This window comes from Providencia sp. Me31A (genome assembly GCF_050487165.1).
Taxonomy (GTDB): Bacteria; Pseudomonadota; Gammaproteobacteria; order Enterobacterales; family Enterobacteriaceae; genus Providencia.
Genome location: NZ_JBKQGZ010000020.1, coordinates 35,625 through 51,426, shown reverse-complemented (window position 1 = coordinate 51,426; position 15,802 = coordinate 35,625). Strand labels below are relative to the sequence as shown.

Genomic DNA, 15,802 nt, shown 5'->3' with positions numbered 1-15,802 from the left:
GTGTTGATAATCAAAGGATCAGTAATGAAAAGCGTTTCATTTGGCCACGATATTTTACCCGCTATTGGCATGGGTAGCTGGAACTTAGGGCAGCAGCGTAAAAGTGCAAAAGAAGAAATTGAGGCCATACAGGCTGGCCTTGATGTCGGTTTAAAATTAATTGATAGCGCAGAAATGTATGGAAATGGGGCTTCTGAACAATTAATTGGTAAAGCAATCGCAGGACGACGAGATGAAACGTTTTTAGTATCAAAAGTTTATCCTTTCAATGCGGGGGGTAAAGCGTTAGTTAACTCTTGTGAGGCATCCTTGCGCCGATTAAACACGGATAGGCTTGACCTGTACTTATTGCATTGGGCTGGCGATATTCCTTTTGAAGAGACCATCAAGGGTTTCGAACAATTGCAAACCGCAGGGAAAATTCGTTATTGGGGAATATCTAACTTTGATATCAATGAACTACAAGAGATATATGACAATATCGCAGGTGGGCGTTATTGTGCCACTAATCAGGTGTTATACAACCTTGGTAGTCGCGGTATTGATTATTCATTGCTGAACTGGTGTCGACACAAAAAAATGCCGTTAATGGCTTATTCACCACTCGGAAGCGGTAATCAATTATTACAACACTCAACCTTGAAGATTATCGCACAAAAATATCAAGTTGTACCTGCAACGGTAGCGTTAGCGTGGGTGATCCGTGGTGATGGAGTGGTTGCTATTCCTGAGTCAGGTAGCAAGGCGCACATGTTGCAAAATGCGCAAGCTTGCCAGTTGGTGTTAGATGAAGACGATATTGCTTTATTAGATGAAAGTTTTCCACCCCCAACGCATAAGCAATATCTGGATGTTTTATAGTGAGTTCAAATTTACTTAGTTGCTGGGTCAATTGGGCTCAGCAAACTTTGAATGATGGGATCTCGTAATTTGAACAGCTTAACGACCGTTTTTAATACTTCTCCCTGTTGGTTACTATTCCAAGCTAAGGATAATGGAGATGGCCTTCTTGGTCTTTTAATTGATTTTTCAATAAGTTGCTTGGCTTGAATATAGGGTTTACAAATAGAGGCAGGCAAAAAGCCAATTCCGGTTCCTTTAAGGTGACAGAGTACTTTGGTTTTCATATCAGGCACTTTGATTTCCCTTTGACCCGATAATAACCAGGCCGTGCGTTTGGATAAAACTTGTGAAGTATCTTCTACATTGATGGTTGGGTAACCGCGTAGTAGTTCATCGCCAATAATACCGTCAATAGAAGCGAGTGGATGGTGATTGGCAACAGCAAACACCCAATCTATCTTACCTAAAAGTAACGTGTTGACATCGCTGTCCAATGATTCAGATCCTGGAACACCGATAGCAATGTCACATTTGTTACTTAGTAGGGCGTCCCATACTCCCATATACACTTGACGAGTGATATTAATACGAGTGAAAGGAAAGCGTTCAGTAAGGTGTTGGAGTAGGCCAGCGACGGCATCCGGTTCATAGAGCAAGTTATTAATTGCAATTGTGATTTCTTGTTCGACACCGTCATTAATCAGTCGTAACTGATTTGGCATATTACTTAACCAATTATGCCATTCACGACAATGTTCAAGGAGATATTCCCCCGCCGAGGTCAGGTTAACGGTTCGTGTCGTACGAGTAAAAAGTTGCACTCCAACATATTCTTCTAAGATTTTTATCCGATAGCTGATTGTTGCGGTGCTTTTATAGAGTTGTTTTGCGGCTTGAGAAAAGCTCTGGCACTGTGCAACGGTGATAAAAGTTGTCATTGTTTCTTGATCTAACATGTTTGCATCTCCCTAAAGCTAAAGGAAAAATCAATTTATAATATTTTTTAGATCTACATATTGTTTTACGTCACTCACTAAGTAGGTTTCATCATAATAGAAAGCAATAAGCATAAATTCTGCATAATTGTTAGTAAGTATTATCTTACTGAATATTAAAGGATTATATTCAGTAAAAAATGGAAAATTGTGATCTGTGTTTTTTGTTGGAAAAATTTTCCAAAAAATGGTGTTAAATACAATACAACCTGATAAACTGATTTTGTCATATAGGTGGTTGTACAAAATAGTGGCTTAAAATTTTTAGTGTGCTAGGAGAAAACAATGAAACTTGTTCTATCTGATCTAACACCGGAAGCGTTTGCCCCCTATGGAGACGTCATCCAAGTTGAAGGATCTGAATTTTTTCATATCAATGATGGTACGACTGAGCGTTATCATGCTTTAGGTAAAGCAGAAATTACGGATGAAAACCCAGTTTTAATGAGTATCAGTCGTTCAGAACCTATTGATATGCCAATGAATGTTAAGCTTTTAGAGAAGCATCCGCTTTCCAGTCAGGCTTTTATCCCAATGAATGGTGAGCGCTTTATCGTCGTTGTTGCAGAACCAGGGGATGATATCCCTGTTAGTACCTTGCGAGCATTTATTACCAATGGGAAGCAGGGGGTAAATTATCATCGTGATGTATGGCATCATCCTATTTATGCATTTCAATCACAAACGGATTTTTTAACGGTAGATAGAGGCGGCGCAGACAATTGTGTTGTTAAGGATCTCCCTGAGCCTTGTCAAATAGTTTTTCCTTAACTACTCTATTGGGCTTAGGCAATATTACGCCTTTCTGCCGATAGCAACCATAAAAGGTAAAAATAAATGACTGAACCACGCACAAAAGGAAGACCACAGACAGATAAAAGTTCGCCAAAAGGTGCGCAGGCACTTGAACGTGGGCTGGATATTCTTCAATTTCTGGCCAATTCAGGTGGTAGCTCATCAGTCTCCGTTTTATCCGAGCAGTTAGGTTTGCCTTTATCAACGACATTTCGTTTACTGAAAGTCCTTGAGCAATCAGAATTTATTTTTCAAGACCCGCAGCTTGGCTGGTGGCATATCGGCCTACAATCATTTACGGTTGGGGCTACGTATATGAATGATAGAGACGTTGTGTCAGTGGCAGGGCCATTTATGCGCAGACTCATGTTGCTATCAGGGGAAACGGCAAACCTTGCTATCCGTAATAATTTAGATGCGGTTTTGATCCGCCAATGTGAATGTCATGCCTTAGTTAGAATGTGTGCACCTTTAGGTAGTCGCTTACCATTACACGCATCAGGTGCAGGAAAAGCGTTGTTGTTCCCACTTGATGAAGAAGAAATGTTAGAGCTTGTGACACGTTCCGGTTTACAGGAATTTACCCCTAAAACCATAACCAGTATTAATGTGTTAAGAAAGGCGTTAGAGCACTACCAAGAACTAGGCTATGTCATTGATAATGAAGAGCACGCACTGGGTCTTAATTGTTTAGCGGCACCTATATTTGATCGTAATAATTCAGTGATAGCAGCAATATCTATTTCGGGACCTAGCTCAAGAGTAACTGAAGAACGTTTTACTGAACTGGGGGAACTGGTTCGAGACGTTGCTGCGGATATCAGCGCTGCATTAGGTGAGCGCCAATAAAGACAAGACACCAGCGGGTGTCACCATCCGCTGAAAAACTAAGCGTTAACAGGTTATTAGCTGATAATCAATGAGCTAATTTACCAACAAGTACAGAATACATAGATAATCCGTTTTAAAAAACGGTTTTTTTAGACAAAAAATCAAGTTGGAAAAATTTTCCAAATAGGAGTTGTTATGGCTAAGATGCGCGCAGTTGATGCTGCAATGTATGTACTGGAAAAAGAAGGGATCACAACGGCATTTGGTGTTCCCGGAGCCGCGATCAATCCATTCTATAGTGCGATGCGTAAGCATGGTGGGATCAAGCATTATCTGGCTCGCCACGTAGAAGGCGCTTCACACATGGCAGAGGGATATACGAGAACAAATCCGGGCAACATTGGGATGTGTCTGGGTACATCAGGCCCTGCTGGAACCGATATGATCACGGCATTATATTCCGCTTCCGCTGACTCAATTCCTATTTTGTGCATTACAGGCCAAGCCCCAAGAGCGAAATTACATAAAGAAGATTTCCAAGCGGTGGATATCGAGTCTATCGCAAAACCCGTTACAAAAATGGCAACAACGGTGTTAGAGCCTGCGTTGGTTCCTCGAGTGCTGCAGCAAGCTTTCCATTTAATGCGTTCAGGCCGTCCGGGGCCGGTATTAATTGATTTACCTTTTGATGTGCAAGTCGCTGAAATTGAGTTTGATCCAGAAACTTACGAGCCACTGCCAACATACAAACCAGCGGCGACAGTCGCTCAAGTTGATAAAGCACTCGATATGCTATTTGCGTCGAAAAAACCACTGATTATCTCTGGTGGTGGCGTTATCAATGCAGATGCGTCGGATAAACTGCAAGAATTAGCTGAAATCTGTAATGTGCCGGTCATTCCAACGTTAATGGGCTGGGGAAGTATCCCTGATGACCATAAATTGATGGCGGGTATGGTAGGTTTACAAACCGCACACCGTTATGGAAATGCGACTTTATTAGAATCAGATTTCTTATTGGGGGTTGGTAACCGTTGGGCTAATCGCCATACCGGTACTATCGAAAAATATGTCGGCGACCGTAAAACGGTGCATATCGATATCGAGCCTACACAAATTGGCCGTATTTTCTGCCCGGATCTAGGGATTGTATCTGATGCTAAAGCGGCTTTAGCACTACTGGTTGAGCGTGCAAAAGCACGTAAACAAGCGGGTTCTTTACCTGATTACAGCAAATGGGTGAATGAGTGCCAAGAGCGTAAACGCACGCTGTTACGTAAAACGCACTTTGATAATGTGCCGGTAAAACCTCAGCGTGTTTACGAGGAAATGAACAAAGCATTTGGCCGCGATGTTTGCTATGTCACAACCATTGGCTTATCGCAAATTGCCGCAGCTCAAATGTTGCATATCTTTAAACCTCGTCACTGGATCAATTGTGGTCAAGCAGGCCCGTTAGGTTGGACTTTACCTGCTGCATTAGGGGTATGTGCCGCTGATCCTAAACGTAAAGTTGTTGCGGTATCTGGTGACTATGACTTCCAATTTATGATTGAAGAGTTGGCGGTTGGGGCTCAATTCAAATTGCCTTATATCCATGTCTTAGTGAACAACGCTTACTTGGGACTGATCCGTCAATCACAGCGTGGCTTTGATATGGACTATTGTGTCCAACTTTCTTTTGAAAATATCAATAATGCAGCCATCGGTGAATATGGTGTTGATCACGTCAAAGTGGTTGAAGGTTTAGGGTGTAAAGCGATTCGTGTATTTAAACCAGAAGATATTGCACCTGCATTCAAACAAGCTGAAAAACTCATGAAAGAATTCAGTGTGCCTGTTGTTGTGGAAATTATTCTGGAGCGTGTCACGAATATTTCTATGGGAACAGAGTTGGATAATGTCACTGAATTTGAAGAGATAGCGACTTCAGAAGCCGATGCGCCAACCGCGACCGCATTTTATCAATATCAATAAGGATGCGAGAAAATGACTAAGTTTGCAGCTAACTTATCCATGCTATTTACTGAAGCTGAGTTTATGCAGCGCTTTAAATTGGCGGCTAAAAATGGTTTCAAAGCCGTGGAATACATGTTTCCTTATGATTTTTCAGCGCAAGTAATCAAGCAAGCGTTGGATGAAAATAAACTGACTCAAGTTCTTTTTAACCTTCCAGCAGGTGACTGGAATGCTGGCGAAAGAGGCATTGCTTGTTTACCTGAAAGACAAGCAGAGTTTCAAGAAGGCGTCAAAAAAGCCATTGAATATGCAAAAGTCTTGAATTGTAAACAAATTAATTGCTTAGTAGGGCGAAAAGATCCATCCCTTAGTGAAGAAAAAACGATGGAAACCCTCGTTGCAAATCTTCGTTATGCAGCCGAGCAGTTAGAAAAGGAAAACATTCGTTTATTAGTTGAAGCCGTGAATACCTATGATATACCGGGGTTCTACCTCAATAAGTCTGCACAAGTTGAAGATTTAATTAAACGTGTTGACCACACGAATATTTTCTTCCAATACGATATTTATCATATGCAACGTATGGAAGGTGAATTAACTGCAACAATGAAGCGTTTATTAAAGCACATTTGCCATATTCAATTAGCGGATAACCCAGGTCGCAATGAACCAGGGACTGGCGAAATTAATTATACCTATCTATTTAAACAGCTCGAACAAATGGGCTACACAGGTTGGATTGGCTGCGAATATAAACCAGCAACGACAACCGAAGCCGGTTTAGGCTGGATGAAACCGTATTTATAATTAGGAGAATGTTATGAAATTAGGCTTTATTGGTTTAGGGATTATGGGTGGCCCAATGGCCGCTAACTTGTTGAAAGGTGGCCATCAGTTGGCGGTAAATACCCGTGGAAAAATTCCGGCTTACCTTACTAATGAAGGGGCAAAAGCTTTTTCAACAGCGAAGGAAGTGGCTGAAAATTCTGATATTATTTTTATCATGGTACCAGACACTCCGCATGTTGGAGAGGTACTATTTGGTGAAAACGGCTGTGCATCGGCGGCATTGAAAGGAAAAATTATTGTGGATATGAGTTCGATATCCCCAATTGAAACTAAAGAATACGCAAAAAAAGTCAATGAATTAGGTGGTCAGTACTTAGATGCGCCCGTTTCCGGTGGCGAAGTTGGCGCCAAGCAAGGCACTCTGAGCATTATGGTGGGCGGTGAAGATGCAACCTTTGCAAAAGTAAAACCACTATTTGAATTAATGGGAAAAAATATCAGTTTGGTAGGCGGAAATGGTGATGGGCAAACCTGTAAGGTCGCTAACCAAATTATTGTTGCATTAACCATTGAAGCCGTTTCAGAAGCGTTAGTTTTTGCGTCAAAAGCAGGGGCCGATCCTGCGCGTGTGCGTGAAGCATTAATGGGAGGATTTGCATCTTCGCGTATCCTTGAAGTGCATGGTGAGCGCATGGTAAAACGTACATTTGACCCAGGTTTTAGGATCTCTTTACATCAAAAAGACTTAAATCTTGCTTTGCAGGGCGCTAAGGCTTTATCGATGAGCTTACCGAATACGGCGACCTGTCAGGAGCTGTTCAACTTATGTGCGGCACATGGTGGACAAGATAATGACCACTCAGCCTTAATCAAAGCAATCGAAATCATGGCTAACCACAAATTAGGAGATTAATGCGTAGACTGGTTGTTTGAATGCAATGATCCTCATGTTTTAAGTGTAAGTTAAGTAGTCAATAGTTTAACTAGTCGTTTATTTGCCCCATGTATCTGGGGCTTTTTTTTTGCATTGTACTAAGTGAACATTAAGTGAATAAAAAAGGTAATACCATGAGTAGATATTACCTGTGCAAAAAATACTTATTTATCTTTCCTATTTTACAGTATCCCACTTAAATATATTTTCAAGCACAATAGAAATTATAATTCCCATTAATAAACCATTAGTAATGATAGGTCTTACCATTAATGGAATGTCTTGCATATAAGTAGGGGGAACACTCATCAAAAATATACCAATGAAAATAGGTAAAGCAAGGCGATAAATATTGCGTGGGTTTAAATTTAAAATACGGATAAATAACAAGGAGGACCAAAGTAAGGGTAAGTAGGTAACCATCATGACAGTACTGCTGATAACCAAAGGGAAGGTAGAAAATAGCCCTGAAAAAAACGGAACTATACTAATAATAAAAAATAGTAAACTACCAATAATAAAGGGTTTTTTACTAAAATCGTTGGTTTGAGTAATTAGACCTATTGAAGAAACAAATGGCGCGAAAGGGACAATGCCGAGAGGTGAACAGGCAAAAGTCAGTGCTCCAGAGGTAATAAAACTTCGGCGATACATAGCAGGGGTCGCGGGTGAATCTGGGTGGAATAAATCGGTTCCTTTAATCGCACCAAAAGTATTTGAGGTATTTAATAATGAAGCAATAATACAGGTTGCGACAATGCCATAATTAATAGATTCAACTTTTCCGAGAGGAAAAAGTTGCCACTCAATGCCATTCGTTCCGATTGAATCACTTTGAAAGATAATTGCAAATAATAACCAACCTAGTATTGAACCAATCAGTACGGCATATTTATTAATATGGCGAGGGAGTAAGACAATAATTCCGATGATCAGTACCATAATAAATAAAGCCAGCAAAAAGGTACTAAAATTAATATGTACAATCTCTGTTGTGGCACTAAAAGGTAAACCTAACATGCCTTTTAGAAAAATAGTAATTAAGTTCGCACCGAGTAACAGCATGAACACGGCCATAACTCCAGGTGAAAATAGTAATGCCAAATATTTTCCTGCTCCACTCAAACCAATAATTACAGTTATGATCCCTGCAATTGCAATCCCGGCAGCAAAACTTCCACCAATAACGTCTAATGGTGTCCCTTGGGCAGATTCGGCAAATGCGACAGATAAAATAGTTCCCCACCAAAGCCCTGCAGGGCCTTCCATGATAGATCGTTTGTGCCCGAAAATAGCTTGAATTAAGCAAGCTAATGATGTGGCTAAAAAGGCATACTGGGTAATGGTATGGGTGGTGGTATTGCTCAGATGAAATGCAGATTGTAATGTGGGAGGAATGACAACAGTATTACAGAAAATAAAAAAGAACCATTGTAAGCCGGATAACGCATTATCTTTGTTCAAACTAAACATAAATGACATCCTGTTATAAATAACAATACAGCACACTCAATAAAGAGCGTGCTGTATTATTCACATCATATTACTGTTGGTGTTTTAAGATAAACTGTCCGATAGGCGTTTCACGAACACCGGTTTTAATATCGTAGATAGTTTCTCCACGTAAAATGGTACGCGCAACTTGGGCACCAATTTTGCGACCAATATATGGACTGATTTTATGGCGGTATTCGAGATCTTGAGATTTCAGCTCATAGGTTGAGTTTGGTTTGATGAGCACAAAGTCTGCGTCTTTACCCACCGTGATAGAACCTTTATGTTTTAAGCCAAAAATATTAGCTGCATTCGTTGCCATGATTTTGGCGAATAAAGGTAGGCTCATACCACGCTTCTGAACCGCTTCGTCATACATAATATCGACGCAGTTTTGCATGCCTGCAATGCCCCCCCAAGACTTGAATACATGGCCTTCTTTCATTTCAGGCGGGCAAGGGGAGTGGTCTGAGCCAAGACAATCAATTTCCCCATTAAATAGTTTTTCCCACATTCCTTTTTGATTTTCACCATCACGGATCGGCGGGGAACATTTTGCGGTATTGCCGATTTTGGCAAACTCATCTGTTGTTAGCGCAAAATAATGAGGGCAAGATTCAGCGGTTACTCTTTGCCCTTCCTGACGTGCTTTTGTTACCTCAGTGACCCCTTCTGGGCTACTGATATGGCAAATGTGAACGGGACAATTAGCCACTTTTGCTAGATACAACACTCGGCGGATTGCCTCAACTTCAGTATATACAGGACGAGAAGCGACATAATCGTGAGCCGTTAAACGCCCCTCAGCTTCGGCTTCACGCCCTAACTCATCACAGATGGCGGCATTTTCACAATGAATTAATACTGGTGAGCCAAACTCACTAATAATTTCGGCACCTCTTAAAAACTGAAAGTCATTTACTTCACTAAAATCATTATCAATAGTTTTATCGCCGCAAGTGGCTATAAAACATTTGTAACCTACAACGCCGACATCATCTAGTTCTTTTAATTTGCCTAAGTTATAAGAAACAAGACCACCTAGTTGTGCGGCATCGACGGAAAGTTTACCCGAAGCCGCATCAAATTTAATTTCAATACTTTCACGATCTACTGTTGCAGGTAATTGATTTAATGGCATTTCTACAATTGTTGTAATACCACCTTTCGCGGCGGATCGGGTACCTGTTTGGTAACCTTCCCAATGTGTTCTGCCTGGTTCAGAAATATGAGCATGTGGGTCAACCATACCAGGAGAGACGACTAGACCTTCTGCGTTGATTTCTTCTTTTGCACCTGATAAGCCAGCACCAATAGCGGCAATTTTGCCATTTTTTACAGCGACATCTGTTTTAATTGCTTCATTTTCAAGAATAACAGTACCGTTTTTAATGATTAAATCGTATGACATAGGGTATTCCTTAGATAAGATTATAATTTCATTTTATTAACATTACTGTTCAGCGTGTTTTCAATATATTGAAACGGGCTGAATAGGGCATTTAATTCAGATTACACAGGGGTTTTTACGCCAATATCTGAATCAGCCATGACTTTTATTTTTTTTTCAACCACTTTAGTGGTGTCTTTTTTGAATAAAGAATAGAGAACAAAGGCTAATATGACGCCAGCAAACCAAGATAAGCGTGATATAGGCTCTAACACAGGAATGAATTTCCCACCAAGCGAGAAAATAACAGCGATAACAGTGACAACGAAAGCGGTAACATTAAATCCATGCTCATAGAATTTATAATCGCCTGTACGGGTGTATAAAACGTCTAAATTAATTTTTGTACGCATGACGATGAAATAATGCGATAACATGACGCCAATCACTGGGCCGAGAATACCGCCGATAATATCCAAGAAAGTATAAATACTGTCCTGATTTTCAATTAATTTCCAAGGCATAATTAATACACTGATAATACTGGCAATAATAACACCGTGACGGTAAGTGAGTTTTGATGGGGATAGCGCAGCAATTTGATATCCTGCCGGAATAATATTACCAGCGGCGTTGGTCGAAATTGTCGCCATGAGAATAACAACTACCGCAAATAGTGAGGCATATAAGCTATCCCATTTCTGAACAATATCGAGTACGTTCCATGTATCAACGCCATAGTGAATACTGGCGCCAGCTAAAATACACACACTGCTAATGGCAAAGAGAACATAAGCAACTAATAAACCGGCAGTTTGCCCAATGGCTTGCTGTTTAAAACTGGTTGAATATTGCGTGAAATCAGAGGCATTTACCGCTGGTGCAGCCCAGACAGCGACAACACTATTAATAACGATAAAGAAAAAGAATACTTTACTTGGTGCTTCACTAATACCATTTGGGATATAATCCAAAATAGGTTGAATGCCAACTAAAGAAACTGACCAAATCGCCATGCCACCAAATAAAATATAAATACACGGGTTAAGAATGGCGGTCAGTTTATTTAATACATTACCTCCACCTAGTCCTATGGCCACATTCATTATCCAGAAGATAATAAAAACAATAAATGCAGGAATGGTAACACCCATATAGGTTTCACCATTACCAATATTTAAAAATTCAGGCCAAATTTTACCAATTAATATTAATAACGCTAATGAGCCAGTGAAGCATTGCAAGCCAAACCACATAATAGCCGCAATACAACCTCTTAACACGCCAGGAAAGAGTGAGCCTTTAATTCCATAAGATGCCCTAAGTAGCATAGGGAATGGGATACCATATTTAGACCCCGCAGCACCATTCATAACCATAACGAAAGCGATACATATTGCACTTAATACGATGGCGAACATAATATTCAAAGTAGAAAGACCTAGAATAAAAAAACCGCCAACCATTAAGTAATTAGGAACGTTGTGGACAGAACCCATCCATAGTGTAAAGTAATTAAATGTTTTCCATGTTCTTTGCTCCGGTGTTTTAGGTAATAAATCATCTGTATAACCACGTTCACGATAAATCTCTTTTTCTTCTGAGTTGTTCATATATGTGTCCTTTCACGCATATAATTTAAATTTGAAAACGAGAGATTTAACTAATCGAATTTTTAATAAAGTAATAAAGATATTGTTTTAAATTTTTAAATAATATTATTTTTTATATGCGCATCAACTTAATAACTAATTGTTTATATATAGTTATCAGCATTAGCTTAATTTTTAATTATATTAACTACAAAGGAATTAATTCTTGAGTTCAATATAGCCACCGTTAATGGATAGATGCAATATAAATTTAAAAAATTTTTCCAAAAAATAGATCTAGAGCACTATTATTGATAAATCCCTTTTATAAACAATTAGTTATGGTTGTTTTTATTTTTTATTTATCATTTTTTTGTTGTTTATTTTGAGGTTATTTGTTCTGTTTAAGTTAATTTAATCTATTTTTGATTGGTTTTGATTTTTTCTGGTATGTTTTGGCTTTAGTTTATCATTGATTGCCAGTTAATATACTGATATTTAATGGTTAAATTATGTGGAAAAATTTTCCACATAATTCTTTATCATTTGGTTTTTTTTGATACAATGGCGAGAGGAAGATAATGGCTATACTTAGCACTAAAAAATTTTTAAGACAGGGTGCTAAATATAATTATCTTAAATCTAATAAGATAATTTATTTATAAGCAATATGGGTAAATTGCCAAAGTGGATGTATTTTGATAACCGATAATATTTTGCTAAATTAACAATATTATTAAGTGATTACTTAAAATTTTTATAGGTAGCCATATATGAAAATTATCATAGCCCCTGACTCTTTCAAGGAAAGTATGAGTGCAGAATGTGCAGCAAATGCTATTGCTAAAGGGTTTAAACGTGTATTTCCAGATGCCCAATATCTTTGTTTACCAATTGCAGATGGGGGGGAAGGAACTGTTGATGCACTCATTGCAGCCGTTGGTGGTGAACGAGTATCGCTTGAAGTTAAAGGCCCATTGGGAGATCTAGTGAGTGCTTACTATGGCTTATTACACAAGGGCAAAACCGCCGTCATTGAAATGGCACAGGCCAGTGGGTTGATGTTAATTAGCCCAGAGCAGCGTAATCCAATGCATACGACAAGCTATGGTACAGGCCAGTTAATTCAAGATGCCCTCGAAAAAGGGGTGGAGAAAATCATTTTAGGAATTGGAGGAAGCGCGACCGTTGATGGTGGCGTTGGTATGCTTCAAGCTCTAGGCGCCATTTTTTATGATAGCCAACAAAATGAACTTGGTTTAGGCGGTGAAATCTTAAATCACATCGCAACGATTGACACCACAAATATGTCTCCTCAATTGCAGCATTGTACGATAGAAGTGGCTTGTGATGTCGATAATCCTTTAGTTGGAAAACGAGGCGCTGCTGCAATATTTGGTCCACAAAAAGGGGCGACTTCATCGATGGTATTGGAATTGGAAAAAGGCTTAAATCGTTTTGCTGATGTCATTCAACGAGTGAAGGGGCATGATTTTAGACATTTATCTGGTGGAGGCGCTGCTGGTGGGATATCGGTCGCTGCCGCTGCATTTATGAACGCACAGCTTAAACCTGGTATTGATATCGTTATTGATGCGGTGAAATTAGAGCGAGAAATCCATGATACCGACTTGGTGATTGTGGGAGAAGGTAGTATGGATGGGCAAACAGCCGGTGGCAAAGCGCCTCTAGGAATAGCCAAAGTTGCAGCTAGACACAATGTTCCTGTTATTGCATTAAGTGGCGTATTGGGTGAGGGTGTTGAAGCTTTACATCAAGAAGGTATTAATGCTTTTTTCAGTATTCTACCAAGGTTAAGTCCGTTGGCGGAGGCGCTAGATCAGGGGGCTGAAAACTTACAACAAGCAGCGTATAACGTTGCAAAAGTTTTACAGTTAGGTAAGTTGCTATAGTGGTTAATTGAGATGAAACACAAACTCACAATTGCCTGTGGTGAGTTTGTGTATACTGGTAGATTAAATGACGGTCGTTATGTTAATTGATTGATAAAATAGGTAGTGCCAGCGTGAATGACATCATGTGCGATTCAGTGAGCAGAGTGATGAAAATATGCCGGTAGTAACCTTGTCATGTAAACGATAACGTCGATGTTATGAGATTTTAGTCACTGAGTGATTTAAGCTCGCTATTATCTATAAAGTCGTTCTCATGTATCAAGAGACGGCTGTCCCATAATAACTTCTGTTGTGGATTGGCTCTAAACTACTTTCAGTTGGACGTCTAGTTTAAAATGGGGAAAAAATAAAGTTTGCTATCTTAGTATTTATGTGGCCTAATTACAGCGTTGGTTTGGAATACAGGCCTATTTATGCTAGTCAGTTTAAAGTTGTTCACCATTTAGTGCTATCTAAGATACCTCTTCATTGCGAATTCCTTCTAATTAATTCCCATAAGTAAAAGTAAAACTCAAACCTAATCTATGCCCTATGGCAATTACAAAAATTAAAGGAAATTCTATGTCTAATACAATGACTGGTTCAGTAAAATGGTTCAACGATGATAAAGGTTTTGGTTTTATCACTCCGGCAGACGGTAGCAAAGATGTGTTTGTTCATTTCTCTGCAATTCAGAGCGATAACTTCAAATCTTTAACGGAAGGACAACAAGTGTCATTTACCATTGAAAATGGGATGAAAGGCCCTGCTGCTGGCAATGTGGTGGCACTTTAAAGACATCATAAAAGTCTATCTATATTTTAAATGCCCTTGTTGTAGTGGCTCCCAATATAGAACTTCACAGTTTGATATATCGGCCAGCAACCCACATGGTGCAAAATGTATTTTTTGCAAAAGTGTGATGAAAACACAGGCATGTTAATAGCGAAGAATTAGGTAATTACTTAAACCTTGCTATGAAATAACCCCCATCTATTGGAAAACCAATGACTGGGGGTTTTTTATGTCAAAATATCACTGCGATTTTAAAATTATCATTGCTGACCCATCATATTGTCACTATCAGAAACAGTGTGTGAACAATGCTGTTGCTGAAAATATTTTCGGGCTATTAAAATCCGAAATGTATCATAAAGTCCATTTTAAGATGGTGATGAACGGATTGATAAAACGGATGAATATAGAGAATTACAATACTACAGGGTTCAACGCTAATTATAAGGCCTAAGTTTCGTTAAATATCGAAATTAGGCCTTATAAATCGCCTAACTAAAAATGCCCAACGTTATGAGGCAGTTCAGTGTTTTATGGCATTATAAGAGATTAAACCGTATCTATTTAGTGGGTTTGCCTTGCCAGTATCCGGCGAGTAAAGAGCCCGATAAGTTGTGCCAAACAGAAAATAATGCCCCGGGAAGTGCTGCCATAGCACCAAAGTACTGAGCACCTAAAGTGGCAGCTAACCCTGAATTTTGCATACCCACTTCAATGGCTAAAGTCCGACACGTTGACTCGTCAAAACCAAATAAACGCCCACCCCAATAGCCACCAATCAGACCAATTCCATTGTGTAATACCACGGCAATCGCCACCATAAAGCCAACAGAGGCAATATGACTTTGGCTACCGGCAACAACCGCACTGATAATTGCTAAGATGCAGATCATTGACAAGGAAGGTAAAAATGGCTCAACTTTCTTCACGGTTTCACTGAAAAGGTGGTGAATGGCTAATCCTGCAATAATCGGAATAATCACGATTTGTAAAATAGAAAGCAGCATTCCCATAACGTTTACACTGATTGATGTATCTGCATATAACAGCGTCAATAACGGTGTTGCAAATACGCCAACTAAGGTGGATACCGACGAAATCGTGACAGATAATGCGACATCTCCGCGTGCTAAATAGATCATCACATTTGAAGCCGTGCCACTTGCCACGCTGCCGACGAGTATCATTCCAATAGCAAGATCAGCTGGCATATCAAAAGCTTTAGCTAAAAGCCAAGCTGCGAGGGGCATAATCAAGTAATGAATAAAGGTACAAATAATCACGGGTGCAGGTCTTGTCACTACGCGTTTAAAATCACTAATTCTTAGTGTTACCCCCATGGTAAACATAATTAGCATGAGTAAATAGCTAATAAACGGGGAGATCCCTGTAAATGAGTGTGGCGTATAATAAGCAAGTATAGATAAGATTAAGGCCCATAATGGGAATAATCGAGTAACTTTAGACAACATTAAGACATTCCTTTTTTA

At 39.5% G+C, this 15,802-nt stretch carries 14 protein-coding genes; 9 read left to right on the top strand and 5 right to left on the bottom strand.

Translation table 11 applies throughout. The annotated features are described in order from the left end of the window. The first annotated feature begins 24 nt into the window (after nt 1–24). Complete coding sequence (locus ACLPIE_RS16495) at nt 25–861, top strand: aldo/keto reductase (protein WP_430262805.1); 837 nt, start codon at nt 25–27, stop codon at nt 859–861. Between the two features lie 11 nt (nt 862–872). Here the strand turns inward: ACLPIE_RS16495 and allS are convergent, their stop codons facing one another. Beyond that, entirely contained in the window at nt 873–1,799 is a 927-nt protein-coding gene (gene allS, locus ACLPIE_RS16490; RefSeq protein ID WP_430262804.1) for an HTH-type transcriptional activator AllS, read from the bottom strand. A gap of 324 nt (nt 1,800–2,123) precedes the next feature. Here allS and ACLPIE_RS16485 point away from each other — a divergent pair, with 324 nt between their 5' ends. From ACLPIE_RS16485 to glxR, 5 genes are all read left to right on the top strand, one after another. Beyond that, complete coding sequence (locus ACLPIE_RS16485) at nt 2,124–2,609, top strand: ureidoglycolate lyase (RefSeq protein ID WP_430262803.1); 486 nt, start codon at nt 2,124–2,126, stop codon at nt 2,607–2,609. Between the two features lie 66 nt (nt 2,610–2,675). Next, nucleotides 2,676–3,482 carry an IclR family transcriptional regulator domain-containing protein gene (locus ACLPIE_RS16480; RefSeq protein WP_430262802.1) on the top strand — a complete coding sequence of 269 codons (807 nt, stop codon included), beginning with the start codon at nt 2,676–2,678 and terminating at the stop codon, nt 3,480–3,482. Between the two features lie 177 nt (nt 3,483–3,659). Further along, nucleotides 3,660–5,441, top strand: a complete 1,782-nt coding sequence (gcl, locus tag ACLPIE_RS16475; RefSeq protein WP_430262801.1) for a glyoxylate carboligase — start codon at nt 3,660–3,662, stop codon at nt 5,439–5,441. A 12-nt stretch (nt 5,442–5,453) separates the two neighbouring features. Further along, nucleotides 5,454–6,230, top strand: coding sequence for a hydroxypyruvate isomerase (hyi, locus tag ACLPIE_RS16470; RefSeq protein WP_430262800.1), 777 nt, complete (start codon nt 5,454–5,456; stop codon nt 6,228–6,230). Nucleotides 6,231–6,243: 13 nt separating this feature from the next. Then, nucleotides 6,244–7,125, top strand: coding sequence for a 2-hydroxy-3-oxopropionate reductase (gene glxR / locus ACLPIE_RS16465; RefSeq protein ID WP_430262799.1), 882 nt, complete (start codon nt 6,244–6,246; stop codon nt 7,123–7,125). A gap of 198 nt (nt 7,126–7,323) precedes the next feature. On the opposite strand, the gene ACLPIE_RS16460 is transcribed toward glxR, so the two are convergent. The 3 genes from ACLPIE_RS16460 to ACLPIE_RS16450 form a co-directional block, all read right to left on the bottom strand. Beyond that, nucleotides 7,324–8,619, bottom strand: a complete 1,296-nt coding sequence (locus ACLPIE_RS16460; protein ID WP_430262798.1) for a uracil/xanthine transporter — start codon at nt 8,617–8,619, stop codon at nt 7,324–7,326. Nucleotides 8,620–8,689: 70 nt separating this feature from the next. After that, nucleotides 8,690–10,051: an allantoinase AllB gene (allB, locus tag ACLPIE_RS16455; RefSeq protein ID WP_430262797.1), complete on the bottom strand. Its 1,362-nt coding sequence runs from the start codon at nt 10,049–10,051 to the stop codon at nt 8,690–8,692. Between the two features lie 101 nt (nt 10,052–10,152). Further along, the gene (locus tag ACLPIE_RS16450; RefSeq protein ID WP_430262796.1) at nt 10,153–11,643 is read right to left on the bottom strand and encodes an allantoin transporter; all 1,491 of its coding nucleotides are present in this window, start codon (nt 11,641–11,643) and stop codon (nt 10,153–10,155) included. Between the two features lie 752 nt (nt 11,644–12,395). Between ACLPIE_RS16450 and ACLPIE_RS16445 the strand changes: the two genes are divergently transcribed. From ACLPIE_RS16445 to ymcF, 3 genes are all read left to right on the top strand, one after another. Then, nucleotides 12,396–13,535 (top strand): glycerate kinase, encoded by a 1,140-nt coding sequence (locus ACLPIE_RS16445; protein WP_430262795.1) that lies wholly within the window; start codon nt 12,396–12,398, stop codon nt 13,533–13,535. Between the two features lie 564 nt (nt 13,536–14,099). Further along, nucleotides 14,100–14,312, top strand: coding sequence for a transcription antiterminator/RNA stability regulator CspE (cspE, locus tag ACLPIE_RS16440; protein ID WP_430262794.1), 213 nt, complete (start codon nt 14,100–14,102; stop codon nt 14,310–14,312). Continuing rightward, on the top strand, nt 14,296–14,460 hold the full coding sequence (gene ymcF / locus ACLPIE_RS16435; RefSeq protein ID WP_430262793.1) for a cold shock small protein YmcF: 165 nt from the start codon (nt 14,296–14,298) through the stop codon (nt 14,458–14,460). The genes cspE and ymcF overlap by 17 nt, the downstream gene beginning before the upstream one ends. 412 nt (nt 14,461–14,872) lie before the next feature. Here the strand turns inward: ymcF and panS are convergent, their stop codons facing one another. After that, complete coding sequence (gene panS / locus ACLPIE_RS16430; RefSeq protein WP_430262792.1) at nt 14,873–15,784, bottom strand: ketopantoate/pantoate/pantothenate transporter PanS; 912 nt, start codon at nt 15,782–15,784, stop codon at nt 14,873–14,875. Between the last annotated feature and the right edge of the window lie 18 nt (nt 15,785–15,802).